Annotated in this window: 14 protein-coding genes; 10 read left to right on the top strand and 4 right to left on the bottom strand. The window is 67.7% G+C overall.

The annotated features are described in order from the left end of the window. The first annotated feature begins 63 nt into the window (after positions 1-63). Both OIN59_RS04505 and OIN59_RS04500 read left to right on the top strand, forming a co-directional pair. The gene (locus OIN59_RS04505) at positions 64-813 is read left to right on the top strand and encodes a sulfite exporter TauE/SafE family protein (RefSeq protein WP_274107521.1); all 750 of its coding nucleotides are present in this window, start codon (positions 64-66) and stop codon (positions 811-813) included. A gap of 122 nt (positions 814-935) precedes the next feature. Continuing rightward, on the top strand, positions 936-2147 hold the full coding sequence (locus OIN59_RS04500; RefSeq protein ID WP_407655063.1) for an MFS transporter: 1212 nt from the start codon (positions 936-938) through the stop codon (positions 2145-2147). 34 nt (positions 2148-2181) lie between these two features. Here the strand turns inward: OIN59_RS04500 and dtd are convergent, their stop codons facing one another. Further along, a complete protein-coding gene (dtd, locus tag OIN59_RS04495) occupies positions 2182-2640 on the bottom strand; it encodes a D-aminoacyl-tRNA deacylase (protein WP_274107517.1) in 459 nt (152 codons plus the stop codon). Further along, positions 2637-3587, bottom strand: a complete 951-nt coding sequence (locus tag OIN59_RS04490) for a cation diffusion facilitator family transporter (RefSeq protein WP_274107515.1) — start codon at positions 3585-3587, stop codon at positions 2637-2639. The genes dtd and OIN59_RS04490 overlap by 4 nt, the downstream gene beginning before the upstream one ends. Positions 3588-3698: 111 nt before the next feature. Between OIN59_RS04490 and OIN59_RS04485 the strand changes: the two genes are divergently transcribed. From OIN59_RS04485 to OIN59_RS04470, 4 genes are all read left to right on the top strand, one after another. Further along, the gene (locus tag OIN59_RS04485) at positions 3699-5246 is read left to right on the top strand and encodes a sensor histidine kinase (RefSeq protein WP_274107513.1); all 1548 of its coding nucleotides are present in this window, start codon (positions 3699-3701) and stop codon (positions 5244-5246) included. After that, positions 5236-5868, top strand: a complete 633-nt coding sequence (locus OIN59_RS04480; RefSeq protein WP_274107511.1) for a response regulator transcription factor — start codon at positions 5236-5238, stop codon at positions 5866-5868. The genes OIN59_RS04485 and OIN59_RS04480 overlap by 11 nt, the downstream gene beginning before the upstream one ends. A gap of 139 nt (positions 5869-6007) precedes the next feature. Next, positions 6008-6493 (top strand): GlcG/HbpS family heme-binding protein, encoded by a 486-nt coding sequence (locus tag OIN59_RS04475; protein ID WP_274107509.1) that lies wholly within the window; start codon positions 6008-6010, stop codon positions 6491-6493. 43 nt (positions 6494-6536) lie between these two features. Then, the gene (locus OIN59_RS04470) at positions 6537-7229 is read left to right on the top strand and encodes an ankyrin repeat domain-containing protein (RefSeq protein WP_274107507.1); all 693 of its coding nucleotides are present in this window, start codon (positions 6537-6539) and stop codon (positions 7227-7229) included. A gap of 64 nt (positions 7230-7293) precedes the next feature. Here OIN59_RS04470 and dbpA read toward each other — a convergent pair whose 3' ends face one another. Both dbpA and OIN59_RS04460 read right to left on the bottom strand, forming a co-directional pair. Then, entirely contained in the window at positions 7294-8712 is a 1419-nt protein-coding gene (gene dbpA / locus OIN59_RS04465; protein ID WP_274107505.1) for an ATP-dependent RNA helicase DbpA, read from the bottom strand. A gap of 33 nt (positions 8713-8745) precedes the next feature. Then, positions 8746-10026 (bottom strand): MgtC/SapB family protein, encoded by a 1281-nt coding sequence (locus OIN59_RS04460; RefSeq protein ID WP_274107503.1) that lies wholly within the window; start codon positions 10024-10026, stop codon positions 8746-8748. Between the two features lie 158 nt (positions 10027-10184). Between OIN59_RS04460 and OIN59_RS04455 the strand changes: the two genes are divergently transcribed. The 4 genes from OIN59_RS04455 to OIN59_RS04440 all read left to right on the top strand — a co-directional run bounded on the left by OIN59_RS04455 (position 10185) and on the right by OIN59_RS04440 (position 16001). Further along, a complete protein-coding gene (locus OIN59_RS04455; RefSeq protein WP_274107501.1) occupies positions 10185-12248 on the top strand; it encodes a putative bifunctional diguanylate cyclase/phosphodiesterase in 2064 nt (687 codons plus the stop codon). 57 nt (positions 12249-12305) lie between these two features. Further along, complete coding sequence (locus OIN59_RS04450; protein ID WP_274107499.1) at positions 12306-13787, top strand: AMP nucleosidase; 1482 nt, start codon at positions 12306-12308, stop codon at positions 13785-13787. A gap of 24 nt (positions 13788-13811) precedes the next feature. Further along, on the top strand, positions 13812-14948 hold the full coding sequence (locus OIN59_RS04445) for a GGDEF domain-containing protein (protein WP_274107497.1): 1137 nt from the start codon (positions 13812-13814) through the stop codon (positions 14946-14948). 117 nt (positions 14949-15065) lie between these two features. Beyond that, the gene (locus OIN59_RS04440) at positions 15066-16001 is read left to right on the top strand and encodes an ATP-binding cassette domain-containing protein (protein WP_274107495.1); all 936 of its coding nucleotides are present in this window, start codon (positions 15066-15068) and stop codon (positions 15999-16001) included. Positions 16002-16092: the final 91 nt, after the last annotated feature.

Here is a 16092-nt window from a genome sequence, read left to right as displayed (position 1 = left end):
AGGCAAAAGTGTTGCACCCGCGCCGTAGCCATTGGCGATGGCACCACCGCCTACCATTGGTGGATGTTAGACACCCCTTTGCTGCTCACCGCCGCCTTCATCGCTGGCGCCCTCAATGCCGTTGCCGGTGGCGGTAGTTTTCTGACCCTGCCCGCCCTGGTCTTCACCGGCGTGCCTCCCGTGGTCGCAAATGCCACGGGCACAGTGGCGCTGCTGCCGGGCTACATGGCGGGGGCCTGGGGGTTTCGGGAAGACATGCAGCCGCCGCCCGGCCTGTCCATGCGGGCGGTGGTGCTGCTGGCCCTCATCGGCGGATCGGCCGGGGCGGGGCTGCTGCTGATCACGCCCGATGCCACCTTCCGCAAGGTCGTGCCCTGGCTGCTGCTGGCGGCCACGGCGATGTTTGCCCTGGGGCCTCGGCTGCGCCAGTGGGCCGGCGCGTCGGCCCATGGCCTCGCCGCGCCGTGGAAGGCGGCCCTGGGCATGCTGGCCGTGGCGGGGTATGGCGGCTACTTCAACGGCGGGTTGGGCATCTTGCTGCTGGCACTGTTCGGCCTGCTGGGGCAAACCCAGCTCAACGCCATGAACGGCATGAAGAACCTGGTCTCTGCGCTGCTCACCGCGATTGCGGTGGCCATCTACGCAGCAGGCGGTATCGTGCTGTGGCCCCAGGCGCTGATGATGATGGTGGCCGCCACCGCAGGCGGGTATGGCGGTGCACGCGTAGCGCGCAAGCTGCCTGCCAACGTGCTGCGCTGGGGCATTGTGGCTACCGGGCTGGTAATGGCCGCTCTGTTCTTCTGGCGGCAGTGAGCAGCAGCCCCTTGGCCTCGCCGCCAACGCCTAGGTCCACGCCTACGGCGGTACCGGAACCCACACCAGCACCAGCACCAAGGGCAGGCAGCGGCCGCCCACCGCCCCGCGTGCTGTGGGCCATGCTGCTCACGCTGCTCAGCGGGTTCGCGCTGAGCCAGGCGTTTCGCACCACCACTGCCATCCTGGCCCAGGGGCTGACGGCAGAGTTCGGACTTTCGCCCGGGTCGCTGGGGGCCTTTGCCGGGCTGTTCGGCCTGTCGTTCGGTGTGGCCCAGTTGCTGATGGGCGTGGGGCTGGATCTGTGGGGCCTGCGGCGCACGGTGCTGACCGCTTTCCCGCTGGCGATTGGCGGGGCCGCGCTGTCGGCGGCAGCGCCCGGCTATGCGTGGCTGATGGTGGGCCAGTTGATGATCGGCGTGGGCTGCTCGCCCGCGTTCCTGGCCTGCACGCTGTTCATTGCGCGACATTTCCCTGCTGACCGGTTTGCCTACCTGTCGGGCGTGGCGATGGGAGTTGGCGGTCTGGGCCTGCTATTCACCGGTACGCCGCTGGCCTGGCTGGTGCAGCACGGTGGCGGCTGGCGCACGGGCTATGCCGTGCTGGCGGTGCTCAGCGCGCTGTCGTGGCTGCTGATCTGGCTGCGGGTGCACGAGCCTGCCCCGCTGGTGCCGCCCCCGGCGCAGCGCGAAACCTGGGGCCGGGCGCTGCTCGGCTTTGGCCAGCTGCTCACGGTGCCGCACACCTGGGGCATCCTCCTGCTGGGCATGTCGGGCTACGCCGCATTTTTGTCGCTGCGGGGCCTGTGGCTGGCGCCGTTGCTGATGGACCGCTACTACCTCACGCTGGTGGACAGCGGCAACGTGGCGCTGGGCCTGTCGTTGATTGCGCTGTTTGCACCCGGTTTGGCGGGCCGGCTGGACCCGGGCGTCAAACGCCGCCGGCGATGGATTGGCAACGCCTCGCTGCTGATGGCCGGGCTGTTCGCGCTGCTGGCATTTTTGCGGGTGCACCCTGCCGCCAGCGTGGTGCTGATCCTGCTGATGGGGCTGCTGTCGGGCTACGGCGTGCTGCAGTACGCCGATGTGCGCGCCTCGTACCCGCCCGCACTCACCGGCCGGGCCTTGTCGGCCTACACGATGGCAATGTTCCTGGGCGTGGCGCTGATGCAGTGGTTCACCGGCATCGTGGCCAACGGCGCCCAGCGCCAGGGCTGGGATGCGCACACGGCCGTCATGTTGGCCATTGCGACCTGGCTGGCGCTGGCGTCCATGGCGTTCCGGTTTCTGCCTGTGTCGCCATTGGTTTCTCTGCAAACATCAGAGCCTAAATAGGCTCTAGCGCTTATATATCAAGCGCAAGCAGCTATCAATTTTGATTAACTGCAGGCGGCATTCGCAGCGGAATCGTCACCGGCCCGTCGTTGACCAGGTGCACCTGCATATCGGCTGCAAACTGGCCGGTGGCCACCACAGGGTGAATCTTGCGCGCCTGGGCCACCAGGTAGTCGTACAGCCGCCGCCCCTCGTCGGGCGCAGCCGCCTGGGTAAAGCTGGGGCGGTTGCCACCGGTGGTGTCTGCCGCTAGCGTGAACTGGCTGACCAGCAGCAGGCCGCCACCGATGTCCTGCACGCTCTGGTTCATCTTGCCAGCAGCATCCGAAAAGATGCGCAGCTTGAGGATCTTGGCCAGCAACTTGTCGGCCTCGGCCTCGGTGTCGCCGCGCTCGGCGCACACCAGCACGAGCAGGCCCGCACCGATGGCGCCCACGGTCTGCCCATCCACATCGACTCGCGCTTCGCGCACACGTTGTAATACGCTGATCACTTCACGGCTTCCCTGGTTTCGTCATGGGGGTCATCAAAATGCGCTTCCACATCGGTAGGCAGCAGTTCGATGGTGGCGCGCAGGCCGGGCACGGCTGTCATCAGCGCGAGCTCAACCTGGCCGCGTAGCTCGGCGGCGTGCCGCAGGGTCCAGTGGGCGGGCATGTGCAGGTGCATGTCCACAAACTGGCGCTGGCCCGCACGGCGGGTGGAGACATGGTCAAAACGCACGGCACCGGGCGCCTGCGATTGCACAAACTGCTGCAAGGTGGCGTCGATAGTGGCTTGCACCTCGGGCTCCACAGCCGAATCCATGAGGCCCTGGGACGATCGCCACACCAGCTCCACGCCCTCTTTCAGGATGTTCAACGCCACGGCAATGGCCGCCACCGCATCCAGCCACAACCAGCCCGTGAGGGCCGCGCCCGCAATGCCCACCAGCACACCGGCCGAGGTCCACACATCGGTGACCAGGTGGCGAGCATCGGCCTCCAGCGCGATGGAGCGGTGCTCGCGTGCCGAGCGGAACATCACCCAGGCCAGCAGCCCATTGAGGGCCGAGCTGAGTACCGACAGCGCGAGGCCCCAGCCCACCTGCTCGATGGGTTGTGGATCGAACAAGCGGTGCCCAGCCGCCCACAGGATGCCCGCCGACACGCCCATGATGAGGATGCCCTCGAACCCCGAAGAAAAATACTCGGCCTTGTGGTGGCCATAGGGGTGGTCATCATCGGCCGGCCGGGCCGCCACCGTCACCATGGCCAGCGCAAACATGGCGCTGGCCAGGTTCACAAACGACTCCATTGCGTCGGACAACAGGCCCACCGAGCCCGTGACCACCCAGGCCAGCGTCTTGAGCGCGATGGTGACCACCGCCACGGCCACCGAGGCCCACAGCAGGTTGCGGGGCGAAAGCCAGGGGTGGGATGCGGGAGAAGAAACGGACATGGTGGGCAGGGGAAGGAGCGGCAAACAGGCGAGTCGGAAATTACACCAGAGCCAGCTTAAGCGCCGTTTAACGGAAGCCCCGGGCGCAGACCCTCGTGCCAGAATCTGCGCATGTTCCCCGCCTGGCGCCGCAGTCTTCATTCGCGACACACCCCGCACCTGCCCAGCCTGCTGCTGTGGGTGGCGGTGGCATGCGCCGGTTGCGGCTGGCTGGTGGTCAACCGCCTGCAGCAACTGCATGCGGCGTTTGAGACCGACGCACGCATCGTGCACCGGCTGCTGAGCCAGCGCGTGGTGCAGCACGACGCCATCATGGCCACGCTGGCGCTGCTGCAGCCCGCCGCTGCGGCGGATGACCTGCACAACGCGGCATCGCCCCTGCCCCGCCTGACGTCGGTGTACCCGCAGATCCTGGCGGTGCTGCAGCGCTCGGCCCACAGCGACTGGCCGCCCGCGCTGCAGGCCGAGCTGACAGCAGCCGAGGCCACCTCACGGCGCACCGGCCACGCCGCTACGGCGGGCCTGAACCTGCCCGCAGGCCGCTACTACCTGGTGCTGGCGGGCACGCCAGCCAGCTATGCGCTGCACATCGACCTGCGCACCACCATCCCCACCGACGAGTGGCCCATGGACATGGCCACCAGCCCGGTGCGCGTGACGCTGGAGCATGGCGGCACGGCCTTTGTGGTGCAGCCCGGCCAGGCCGACCGGGGCAGCGGCATCCGCACCTACGACTTTCACAAACTGCTGGCCGCCGCCAGCCAGCCGCTGGACGTGGTGGCCCGCCGCACCGTGGACCTGCACGAACTGCCCTGGTGGCGCATGCTGGGCTGGTGCCTGCTGACCGCCGCGCTGTGGGCCGCAGGCCGCGCACTGTGGCGCCAGCGCGTGGCGCGCCAGCGGGCCGAAGAGCTGCTGCGCCTGGGCCAGGTGGCGCGGCTGAACACATTGGGCGAACTGGCCGCAGGCATGGCCCACGAGCTGAACCAGCCGCTGACCGCCCTGCTGTCCAGCACCCAGGCCGCCCAGCGCCTGCTGGCAGACGACCCACCCGACATCGACACCGCACAGACCGCCATGGCCCGCGCCGTGGAGCAGGCGCGCCGCGCATCCACCGTGGTGGGCCGCCTGCGCCGCCTGGTAGAGCGGCCCGACCTGGCCGGTCAGTCCCAGCCCCTGGCACTGCCCACTGCCGTGCAGGACGTGCTGCACCTGCTGGAGCCCGAGCTGGCGCAGCGCGGCGTGGTGCCCGAGGTGTCTGCCGCACCGGACTTGCCCAGCGTACTGGCAGAACCCGTGGCCCTGCAGCAGATCATCCACAACCTGCTGATGAACGCCCTGCAGGCACTGGAGCAGGTGCCGCCCGCAGAGCGCCAGCTGCGCCTGAACATGGCGCGTGCGGCAAGTGGGCAGGTGACCCTGTCGGTGCGCGACCATGGTCCGGGCATCCCGCCCGAGGCGCGCCAGCACCTGTTCGAGCCCTTCTACACCACGCGCACCGGAGGGCTGGGCCTGGGCCTCACGCTGTGCGAGAGCCTGGCGCAGGCCATGGGAGCGCAGCTCGCCCTGGCGCCCGAGGCCACGCCCCCATCCACCGCCCAGCGGGGCGCTGAGTTTGTGCTGACCCTGCAAGCCGCACCACCCACCGATGACCGATAGCGCCCCCTCCCTCTCGCCCCTGATCCACCTGGTGGACGACGATGCCGCCGTGCGCGAGGGCCTCTCCCTGCTCATCAGCACCGTGGGCCTGCGCGTGCAGGCCTGGGCCGACCCGCAGTCCTTCATGGTCGGGTTTGACCGCGCCAGCATCGGCGCCATCGTGCTGGATGTGCGCATGCCGGGCATCAGCGGCCTCACGGTGCTGGAGCAACTGCTGGCGCAGGGTGTGGACCAGCCCATGATCTTGCTCACAGGCCACGGCACGGTGGAGATGTGCCGCCGCGCCTTCAAGGCAGGGGCAGCGGAGTTTCTCGAAAAACCCGTGGACGACGAAGTGCTGATCGAGGCCCTGCAGAACGCCGTGCGCCAACATGTACGGTCCCGTGAACGCCACCAGGCCGATCAGCAGGCGCGCGAGCGTTTTGTGCAGCTATCCGCCCGGGAGCGCGAGGTGCTGGGCCTGATCGTTGAGGGGCTGACCAACAAGGAGATCGGCCGGGCGCTCGAACTCTCGCCGCGCACGGTGGAAACACACCGCGCCAACCTGTTTGCCAAGCTGGGAGCCGAGTCGCTGGCGCAGCTGATCCGGCGCTACGCGGCGCTGGTGGACGCGGCAGCGTGAGCTGCCCCTTGGCGGGCTTTCCGTAGTTCTACGGAGGGCCGCGCGTAGCCACACGAATGGCTGAAAACGGCGGCAATTTCTACAGTTCTCCCACGGCGCCACAAAGGGTGGCACCGACCCAGAAACACCGGAGAACACCATGCAAAACCGCCTCGCCACCGTCGCCCTGTCCCTGATCGCCACCGCCGCCAGCGCCGAAGGCGTGCGCACCGAAAAGAACATGTCGCTGGACCTGGCCACGCAGATCGCCGCGCAAACCGTGGCCACCTGCAGCGCCAACGGTCACAACGTGACCGCCACCGTGGTGGACCGCGCAGGCACCGTGCGCGCCGTGCACCGCGCCGACAACGCAGGCCCCCACACGCTGGAAGCCAGCCGCCTCAAGGCCTACACCTCGGCATCGGCCAAGAACACCACGCTGGCCATGATGGAAGGCGCACAGAAGAACCCCGCTGCAGCCAACCTGGTGAACATTCCCGGCTACCTGCTGCTGGGCGGCGGCGTGCCGGTGAAGGTGGGCAACGAGGTGATCGGCGCTGTGGGCGTGGGCGGTGCACCCGGCGGCCACCTGGACGAGCAATGCGCGGTGGCGGGCATCGCCAAGGTGCAGGATTTGCTGAAGTAAGCCAGCCCAACCACAGGCAACTGAGCATTCAACGGAGGCCCCCATGAAGCCGTGGAATCTTGTTTTCGCCCTGGCCGCTGCACTGGCCTGTGCCACCGCGGCCCAGGCTCAGGTGCCTCCCAGTGCGGCAGAAACAGCGGCCCATCAGGGCCTGCATGCAACTGCGGCGCGGGGCGATGTGCCCAGGCTCACCCAGCTGATCGCAGCGCGGGCCGACGTGAATGCCCGCGATGGCTACGGCCGCACACCACTGCATGTGGCCACCTATGCGCGGCAGGCCGATGCCATCCGCGCCCTCGCCCAGGCTGGGGCCGACCTGAATGCGCTGGAGAACGACCGCTACGACGCCGTGACCATCGCCGCCGTGGCCGACGACGAGGCCACGCTGCGCCTGCTGCTGCAACTGGGCGCAAGCGCAAAACAGGTGACCAGCCGCTACGACGGCACCGCCCTGATTGCCGCCGCCCACCTGGGGCACGACGGCGTGGTGCGCCAGCTGATCGCCGCCGGGGCGCCGCTGGACCATGTGAACAACCTGCACTGGACGGCGCTCATCGAGTCCATCGTGCTGGGCAACGGCGGCCCGCGCCACCAGGCCACGCTACAGGCCCTGCTGCAGGCAGGGGCCAGCCAGACGCTGACCGACCGGCAAGGCAACACGCCCTTGCAGCTGGCGCGCCAGCGGGGCTTTGGCGAGATGGTGCGACTGCTGGAGGCCGCTGCTGCAAAGCGCTGAGCGCCGACGTCAATGCAAATTTGATAGCTACTAGCGCTTTACGGGTAAGCGCCAGCGGCCAATTTCACTCAAAGTCCTGGGTTCCGGTCACCAGCCGCGCCTTCACGGTCTTGCCCTTCACCCGGCCCTGGTTCAGGCGTTGGGCCGCTTGGGCGCCGATGGCGCGGTCCACCGCCACATAGGTAGAGAAATCGTTCACGTTGATCTTGCCGATCTGCTCGCGGGTGTAGCCCATGTCGCCGGTCAGCGCGCCCAGCACGTCGCCCGCGCGGATCTTCTCCTTGCGGCCACCGATGATCTGGATGGTGACCATGGGCGGCACCAGCGGGCCACTGCCCGTGGGCGTGAGGTCGGTCACAGGGAACCAGCGCGACTCGCGGCCCTGCAGTTGCTCGATCTTGCCCACACTGCCCATCTCGTCCAGGCTGGCCAGGTTCAGCGCCAGCCCTTCGGCATCGCCCCGGCCCGTGCGGCCGATGCGGTGGATGTGCACCTCGGGGTCGGGCGTCACGTCCACGTTGATGACCGCGGCCAGGTTGGCAATGTCCAGGCCGCGCGCGGCCACGTCGGTGGCCACCAGCACCGAGCAGCTCTTGTTGGCAAACTGCACCAGCACCTGGTCGCGCTCGCGCTGCTCCAACTCGCCGAACAGCGCCAGCGCGCTGAAGCCCTGCGCCTGCAGCACGCCCACCAAGTCGCGGCACTGCTGCTTGGTGTTGCAAAAGGCAATCGAAGATTCGGGCCGGAAGTGGTTGAGCAGCTGGGACACCGTGTGCAGGCGCTCGCTGTTCTTCACCTCGTACCAACGCTGCTCGATCTTGCCTTCGGCATGCTGCGCCTGCACCGTGATCTGCTCGGGCGACTTCATGAACTGCGCACTGAGCTTGGCGATACCTTCGGGGTAGGTGGCAGAAAAGAGCAAGGTCTGACGCTCTTTGGGGCACTGCTTGGCCACCACAACGATGTCGTCGAAGAAACCCATGTCCAGCATGCGGTCAGCCTCGTCGAGCACCAGGGTGTTCAGCGCCTCCAGCGTGAGGTGCTGGCGCTCCAGATGGTCCATCACACGGCCGGGGGTGCCCACCACAATGTGCGCGCCGTGCTCCAGGCTCAGCATCTGGCCGCGCAGTGGCACGCCGCCGCACAGGGTCACGACCTTGATGTTTTCTTCGGCCCGCGCCAGGCGGCGGATCTCGGTGGTCACCTGGTCGGCCAGCTCGCGCGTGGGGCACAGCACCAGGGCCTGCACCGCAAAACGGCGGGGGTTGAGGTTGGCCAGCAGGGCCAGGGCAAACGCAGCGGTTTTGCCGCTGCCCGTGCTGGCCTGGGCAATCAGGTCTTTGCCCAGCAGCGCGGGCGGCAAGCTGGCTGCCTGGATGGGCGTCATGGTGGTGTAGCCCAGCTGCTGCAGGTTGGCCAGCGTGGCGGGGCTGAGGGCCAGCGCGCTGAAATCAGTGCGGGCTTGGTTTTCTTTGGAGGTCATGGGCCGATTATCCGGCCCCGCCTTCACCAGCCGCTATGCCTGCAGGGCCAGCACCCCCACAAAGGCCAGGGTGTGCGCCAGCACGCCCGGCGCCACGGCCAATGCGTAGCGCCAGCCGCCACTGGCCAGGGCCACCACACATTTGCTGCCCGCATGCACCAGCAGCGCGGCCATCAGGGCTTGCGCAATGGCGGGGGCGAACGCGCTGTGCGGCCCGCCTCGCACCAGCACGGCGGCGGTGGCGGCGTGCACGTCGGCCAGCGCCGCCAGCAACGCGCCAGCCAGCATGCCTGCATCGCCTTGCCACGCCGTGAGTCCCTGCACACCGACCTGGATACCCGTGAGCAGGGCTGCAATCAGCAGGGCATCACGCAGCTTGAACATGGGGGTATCGGGGGGCACGGCAGCAGCCACATCCGCCCCGGCATCCGCAGCCTTTGCGGACAGGCGCGCAGCACCCCGACCGCCCCACCACCCCACGGCGGCCGCCACACACCCGCCCGCCAGCGCAGGCAGCCACAGCCGCGCCAGCCACTGCGGCTGCACGGTGGCAGCCACCACCACGATCTGCGCCATGGTGGCCACACACGACAGCACCCCTGCGCCCGCGTTGGTGCGCGCCGTGGCCCGACCCGCACGCACCTCCATACCCAGGCTGCCGATGGTGGCGGTGCTCGACACAAACCCGGAGGCCAGCGCCGACAGCGCCACCGCATGGCGCGCCTGCATCAGCCGCTTGGCCAGATGCGCCAGCGACTGGATCACCAGCAGCACGATGACCAGACGCACGACCACCTGTGGGTTCAGTCCCCCTTGCCACAGGGGTGTGTTGGGGGCGAGCGGATACACCAGCAAGGCCAGCGCAGCCAGAATGAGCCCGCTGCGCACCTCGCCGGGCTGCAGCCACTGGTTAGAGAACTGGTGCAGCGCGTCTCGCAGCGCCAGCAACCCTGTCACTACCACCGCCAGGGCGGCGGCCAGCAACTGGTCGCGCGTGCAGGTCACCCCGATCACATAGGCCACAAACAGGGCGATCTCGGTGGTCACGCCCGGGTCGCCGGACCGGTCGCGCGCATAGGCCACCACGGTCAGTGCCGCCACCAAAGCAGCCCCCACCGCCACCAGTGCGTGCAAGCCCGTCAGGGCTGCTGCGGCGCCCCCCAACGAGGCCAGGGTGAACGACCGCACCCCTGCCAGCGCCCGGTCGGGCCCTTCGCCCTTGCGGCGCTCGCGCTCGATCCCCATCAACAAACCGCACCCCGCCGCGCTCGCCAGCACGGCCAGCGCGGCGGAAAAACCTCCGAACTCCTGCATGGGACTCCCGCACCTTTCCTGTTGATGGTTCTTCTGGCAACGCAGCATGGTGACAGAAAGACCAGCCACGTACCGCCTTCGCGCAGCGAACATGCGGAGTTGCCCCAAGCCTTGGCGTCAGGTGGATCGGCTATAACGAATCCCATCCGCGCCTGCCTATGCAAGACCCCCACAATGCAGCCCCCACCCCTGGCCCCGGCGGATCCAGCGATGCCCTGCTGCGCCTGATTGCCGACTCTGTCCCGGCCATGATGGCCTACTACGACCTCCCCGGCCTGCGCTGCCGTTTTGCCAACCAGGGCTATGCGGCCTACAACGGCCACAGCACCGAATCCATTCTGGGCCTCACGGTGCAACAGGCCATCGGCGACAAGGCGTGGCTGGCGATCCAGCCGCATGTAGAGCGGTCCACGCAGGGCGAGCATGTGAAGTACACACGCGAGCAGACCTTGCCCAATGGCGAGGCCCGCATGATCGAGGTCAACCTGATCCCGCACTTTGACGCAGACCGGCGGCAGATCGGCTCGTTCGTGCTGATCACCGACATCACCGAACGCTGGCGCGCCGAACGCACCGTGCGCCAAAGCGAAGAGCGCATGCGCAAGTTCACTGAGGCCACGGACGAGGCCATCGTGTTCCACCGCGACGGCATCATCACCGACGGCAATGAGGCGCTGTACCGCCTGACGGGCTTTGCCCTGCACGAGGTGCTGGGCCTGTCGATCTTCAATTTCATCAGCCCCGAATGGCGCGCCACCGCGCTGGAGTACACCCGCAGCGGACGGGAGGACCCGTACGAAGTCACCATCCGCCACAAGGATGGCCATGCCATCCCCGTCGAGGTCGTCGGCAAGACCATGCCCCTGCACCACGCGGACTACCGCATCGTGGTGGTGCGCGACATCACAGCCCGCAAGCAAGCGCAGGAGCGCGAGGCCTTCATTGCGCTGCATGACCCCCTCACGCAGTTGCCCAACCGGCACTTCCTGATGGAGCAGCTGTCGCAGGTGCTGTCGCTGGCACGCAGGCGGCATGGCCGTGCGGCGGTGCTGTTCATGAATCTGGACCACTTCAAGACCGTGAACGACTCGCTCGGCCACCATGCGGGCGACCAGTTGCTGTGCAACGTGGCCGAGCGCCTGCGCCAGGGTGTGCGCGATGCCGATGTGGTCGCACGGATCGGCGGTGATGAGTTTGTGGTGGTGCTGACCGACGTGCAGACACCCGATGACGCGGCCATGGTGGCCGACAAGCTGCTGGACTCCATGCACGGCGTGTTCACGGTCGATCAGCTGCCGCTCACCATCTCCCCGTCCATCGGCATCAGCCTATACCCGGACCACGGCGGCAGCGCCGACGTGCTGCTGCGCCGCGCTGATGCGGCCATGCAGCACGCCAAAGACAGCGGGCGCGGCAACCGCCAGTTCTATGCCACCAGCATGGAAGCCAGCGCACTCGACGTGCTGCACCAGGAGCGCCTGCTGCGCGACGCCATCGCCCACAACGACTTCGTGCTGCACTACCAGCCGCAAATAGGCCTGGCCGACGGTACGCTGCAAGGCCTGGAAGCGCTGGTGCGCTGGCGCCACCCCGAGCGCGGGCTAGTCGGGCCCGATGAGTTCATCACGTTCTCGGAGTCGCGCGGCCTCATCACACCCATCGGCCGCTGGGTGATGCGCGAGGCCTGCCGCCAACTCAAGGCCTGGCAGGACCAGGGCCTGGCCAGGGTGCCCGTGGCAGTCAACCTCTCTGCCCTCGAATTCCGCCAACGCGATGTGGCCGCCGAAATCGCCGCCGTCCTCCAGGAAACAGGGCTGGCCCCACAGTACCTGGAGATCGAACTCACCGAGTCCGTGCTCATGCACCAGACCGGCCAGACCCTGAACACCCTGCACGCCGTCAAGGCATTGGGCGTCGGCATCTCCATCGATGACTTTGGCACGGGGTACTCGTCCCTGGCGTATCTGAAGCGTTACCCCATCGACAAGCTCAAGATCGACCGGTCATTTGTGACCGACATCCCCGACAAAGCCGACGACGTCGCCATCGTCACCGCCATCATCCAGATGGCCCGCAGCCTGCAGCTCAAGACCGTGGCAGAGGGGGTGGAGACGCAGGGGCAGATCGAACTGCTGACGGAACTGGGATGCGATGTGATCCAGGGGTTTGTGGTGGCGGTGCCCATGGATGCCCAGGCCACCGGCAGCTGGCTGCAGCGGTAGCTGCAGCCATAGCGGCCTATTGCCCGCGAACCCCCTCGGCTTGTGGACAATAGGGGCATGCCCCTCATCCCCGACTTCATCGCCCCCACCCGCCACACCGACCCGGCCGATGCGCTGGCCCAGGTGCAACGCATCTACCAACAACAAATTGGCCACCTGCGCGACGCCATGCAGCGTTTTGTGGCGGGCGAGACGCCCGAGGGCCCGGTGCGCGCGTTCTACCCGTTTGTGCGGGTGCACACCACCACCGTGGCGCGGGCCGATACCAAGCTGGCCTATGGTTTTGTGGAAGGCCCCGGCCGTTACGAGACCACGCTGACCCGGCCCGACCTGTTCGCCAACTACTACGCCGAACAGTTCCGGCTGCTGCGCGCCAGCCACAGCGTGGAGCTGGAAGTGGGCACCAGCACCCACCCGATTCCGATCCATTTCTCGTTTGCCGAGCACGACCACATCGAGGGCACGCTGACCCAGGCCCGCCGCATGCTGATGCGCGACGTGTTCGACCTGCCCGACCTGGCCGCCATGGACGACGGCATTGCCAACGGCACCTGGCAGGCCGCACCGGGCGAGGCCCAGCCGCTGTCGCTGTTCACCGCGCCGCGCGTGGACTACTCGCTGCACCGCCTGCGCCACTACACGGGCACGGCGCCCGAGTGGTTCCAGAACTTTGTGCTGTTCACCAACTACCAGTTCTACATCGACGAGTTCGTGCGCCTGGGCCATGCCGAGATGGCCAAGCCTGACAGCGAATACATCGCCTTCATCGAACCCGGCAACGTGGTCACCCGCCGCGTGGGCCTGAGCGCCGAGGCGGGCGATGACCTGGGTGCTGCCCCGCCCCGCCTGCCCCAGATGCCCGCCTACCACCTGGTGCGCAAGGACGCGAGCGGCATCACCATGGTCAACATCGGTGTGGGGCCCGCCAACGCCAAAACCATCACCGACCACATCGCCGTGCTGCGCCCCCACGCCTGGATGATGCTGGGCCACTGCGCCGGCCTGCGCAACAGCCAGCAGCTGGGTGACTACGTGCTGGCGCATGCCTATGTGCGCGAGGACCATGTGCTCGACGAAGACCTGCCGCTGTGGGTGCCCATCCCGGCGCTGGCCGAGATCCAGCTCGCGCTGCAGCAGGCAGTGGCCGATGTCACGCAGATCAGCAGCGCGGACTTGAAGCGCGTGATGCGCACCGGCACCGTGGCCAGCACCGACAACCGCAACTGGGAGCTGCTGCCCGACAACACGCCCCAGCGCCGCTTCAGCCAGAGCCGTGCCGTGGCGCTGGACATGGAAAGCGCCACCATCGCCGCCAACGGTTTCCGCTTTCGCGTGCCCTACGGCACTCTGCTGTGCGTGAGCGACAAGCCCCTGCACGGTGAAATCAAGCTGCCCGGTATGGCCAACCACTTTTACCGCGAGCGCGTGGACCAGCACCTGCGCATCGGCATGCGCGCCATCGAGATCCTGCGCAATGGTGGCGTAGACCGTCTGCACAGCCGCAAGCTGCGCAGCTTTGCCGAGGTCGCTTTTCAGTAAACGACAGGCCCGGGGCCACTGCGCATGCCACTGGATTTCCTCACCCTGATCACGGTCATGGCGGCCAACCTGTTCATGATCTCGGCCGCGCTGCCGCTGATCATGGGCCGGGATGTGAGCCGCGCGGCCCGCCATGCGCAGGCCAGCCTGCTGCTGCAGGCCGTGGCCTGGGCGACCATCATTGCTTCTTCCTCCCTGTGGAACCAGGCTCTCGCCACCTTGTCGATTGCCTGCAACGCCGCCGCGCAGTGGATGCTGTACCGGGCGCTGGAAGAATGGCTGGGCCCCCGCCCCTTGCGCCGCACGCTGTTGGTGTTGGTGATTGCCGCCCCGCTGGGCTACACACTGGGCTTTGACCACTACGCCTGGCGCGTAGGCTGGGCCAACTTTTTATTGACCGCCATCCTGTGCATCGTTGCGCGCGCCACCCTGGCGCCCGTGATCGAAGCCAACCTGCGCTGGCGCAGCCTGTTGTTGGGCTGTCTGCTGACTACGGCTGCTTTCACGCTGGCGCGGGGAGTGCTGGGCGCCTTCACGGACCAGTACCCCAGTTTTCGCGCGCCCAACCCCGTCAACCTGGCGGCGGCCGTGGCCACCAACGTGAGCCTGGTGCTCGGCACCGTCGCCCTGCTGGTGGCCTGGCGGTCGGAGGCCGAACACAAGCTGCGCACACTGGCAATGACCGACGGCCTCACCGGAGTGCTCAACCGGCGCGGCTTCACCACCCAAGGCAGCACCATGCTGGCACACGCCGCGCGCCACCTGTTGCCCATGACGGCGCTGATGCTGGACCTGGACCACTTCAAGCGGGTCAACGACACCCACGGCCATGAGGCGGGCGACCGCGCACTGCAACTGTTTACCCGTCTGCTGGGCGAAACCTGCCGCAGCGGCGACCTGGTCGGACGCCTGGGTGGCGAGGAGTTTGGTGTGCTGCTGCTGCACAACGGCGAACCCGCCGGGATCGCCCTCGACCGGCGGCTGCGGCGGCGCCTGCAAGCGGCCAGCGTGGCCGAGCTGGGCTTTGTGCTGGACTACAGCGCCGGGATGGCCGTCCTGCAGCCCGGCGAGGCAGGACTGGCTGAACTGATGGCCCGAGCCGACGGCGCCCTCTACGCGGCCAAAACGGCGGGCCGTGGGCGGCTGGTCGCTGCGGATTGAATCATTCGATCCATTTTTGATAGCAGCCAGCGCAATATCCACCTGCGCTCAAGGCAGATTTGAGCCACGACGACTGCCAACAACACCGGGCAAGCCCGCGTCGCACACAATTCCCCCATGACCGCACTTTTTGAAGCCTTGCACCTGCGCAAATGTTATGGCGAGACCACGGTGGTGGACGACGTATCGTTTGCCATAGCCCCGGGCGAGTGCCTGGGCGTCATCGGCCCCAACGGCGCGGGCAAGACCACCACCATCCGCATGTGCCTGGGCCTGGCGTCGCCGGACGGCGGCGAAGTGCATTTCACGCCCACCCCTGGCACCGCCCCACTGCACATGCCACGCGATGCGCTGGCCATCAAGGCACAGCTGGGCGTGGTCACGCAGTTCGACACGCTCGACCCGGACTTCACCTGCGCCGAGAACCTGCGCGTGTTTGGCCGCTACTTCGGCCTCAAGGGCCCGGTGATGGACGAGCGCGTGCCACAACTGCTGGAGTTCGCCGCCCTCACCCACAAGGCCGATGCCAAGCCCGGTGAACTGTCGGGCGGCATGAAGCGGCGCCTGTCGCTGGCGCGCGCCCTGGTCAACAACCCGCGCCTGTTGCTGCTGGACGAGCCCACCACGGGCCTGGACCCGCAGGCCCGCCATCTGATGTGGGAGCGGCTGCAACTGCTGCTGCAGCAAGGCAAGTCGATCTTGCTGACCACCCACTTCATGGACGAGGCCGAGCGCCTGTGTTCGCGCCTGCTGGTGCTGGACCACGGCAAGAAAATCGCCGAAGGTAAGCCACGCGAGCTGATCGCCCAGCACCTGGAGCCCGATGTGGTGGAAGTGTTCGGCGTGGGCGCCGTCCAGATGGCCGACGACGCCGCGCTGCGCTCCCTGGCCGCGCGGGTGGAGATCAGCGGTGAGACCGTGTTTTTCTACACGCAGAACGCACAGCCGCTGCTGCAGGCGCTGGGGCAGCATGGCCACCTGCGCACGCTGCACCGGCCGGCGAATCTGGAGGACTTGTTCCTCAAGCTGACGGGGCGGCAGATCCGCGAATAAGGGGCGCTGGCCATGAGGTCATGCGGGAGGCGTGGAGCAAGGCAGGGCGCATGCAAGGCCCCAATTGCTCCCAAAAACATAGCTACCAGCG

It is taken from the genome of Acidovorax benzenivorans, from assembly GCF_028680575.1.
GTDB lineage: Bacteria > Pseudomonadota > Gammaproteobacteria > Burkholderiales > Burkholderiaceae_C > Acidovorax > Acidovorax benzenivorans.
The sequence above is the reverse complement of the archived record's forward strand: the minus strand, read 5'-3'. Positions and strand labels throughout refer to the sequence as shown.

Coding starts and splice junctions, on each gene's coding strand:
- OIN59_RS04505 (WP_274107521.1), top strand. CDS start 64: ATGTTAGACACCCCTTTGCTGCTCACCGCCGCCTTCATCGCTGGCGCC.
- OIN59_RS04500 (WP_407655063.1), top strand. CDS start 936: ATGCTGCTCACGCTGCTCAGCGGGTTCGCGCTGAGCCAGGCGTTTCGC.
- OIN59_RS04490 (WP_274107515.1), bottom strand. CDS start 3,587: ATGTCCGTTTCTTCTCCCGCATCCCACCCCTGGCTTTCGCCCCGCAAC.
- OIN59_RS04485 (WP_274107513.1), top strand. CDS start 3,699: ATGTTCCCCGCCTGGCGCCGCAGTCTTCATTCGCGACACACCCCGCAC.
- OIN59_RS04480 (WP_274107511.1), top strand. CDS start 5,236: ATGACCGATAGCGCCCCCTCCCTCTCGCCCCTGATCCACCTGGTGGAC.
- OIN59_RS04475 (WP_274107509.1), top strand. CDS start 6,008: ATGCAAAACCGCCTCGCCACCGTCGCCCTGTCCCTGATCGCCACCGCC.
- OIN59_RS04470 (WP_274107507.1), top strand. CDS start 6,537: ATGAAGCCGTGGAATCTTGTTTTCGCCCTGGCCGCTGCACTGGCCTGT.
- dbpA (WP_274107505.1), bottom strand. CDS start 8,712: ATGACCTCCAAAGAAAACCAAGCCCGCACTGATTTCAGCGCGCTGGCC.
- OIN59_RS04460 (WP_274107503.1), bottom strand. CDS start 10,026: ATGCAGGAGTTCGGAGGTTTTTCCGCCGCGCTGGCCGTGCTGGCGAGC.
- OIN59_RS04455 (WP_274107501.1), top strand. CDS start 10,185: ATGCAAGACCCCCACAATGCAGCCCCCACCCCTGGCCCCGGCGGATCC.
- OIN59_RS04450 (WP_274107499.1), top strand. CDS start 12,306: ATGCCCCTCATCCCCGACTTCATCGCCCCCACCCGCCACACCGACCCG.
- OIN59_RS04445 (WP_274107497.1), top strand. CDS start 13,812: ATGCCACTGGATTTCCTCACCCTGATCACGGTCATGGCGGCCAACCTG.
- OIN59_RS04440 (WP_274107495.1), top strand. CDS start 15,066: ATGACCGCACTTTTTGAAGCCTTGCACCTGCGCAAATGTTATGGCGAG.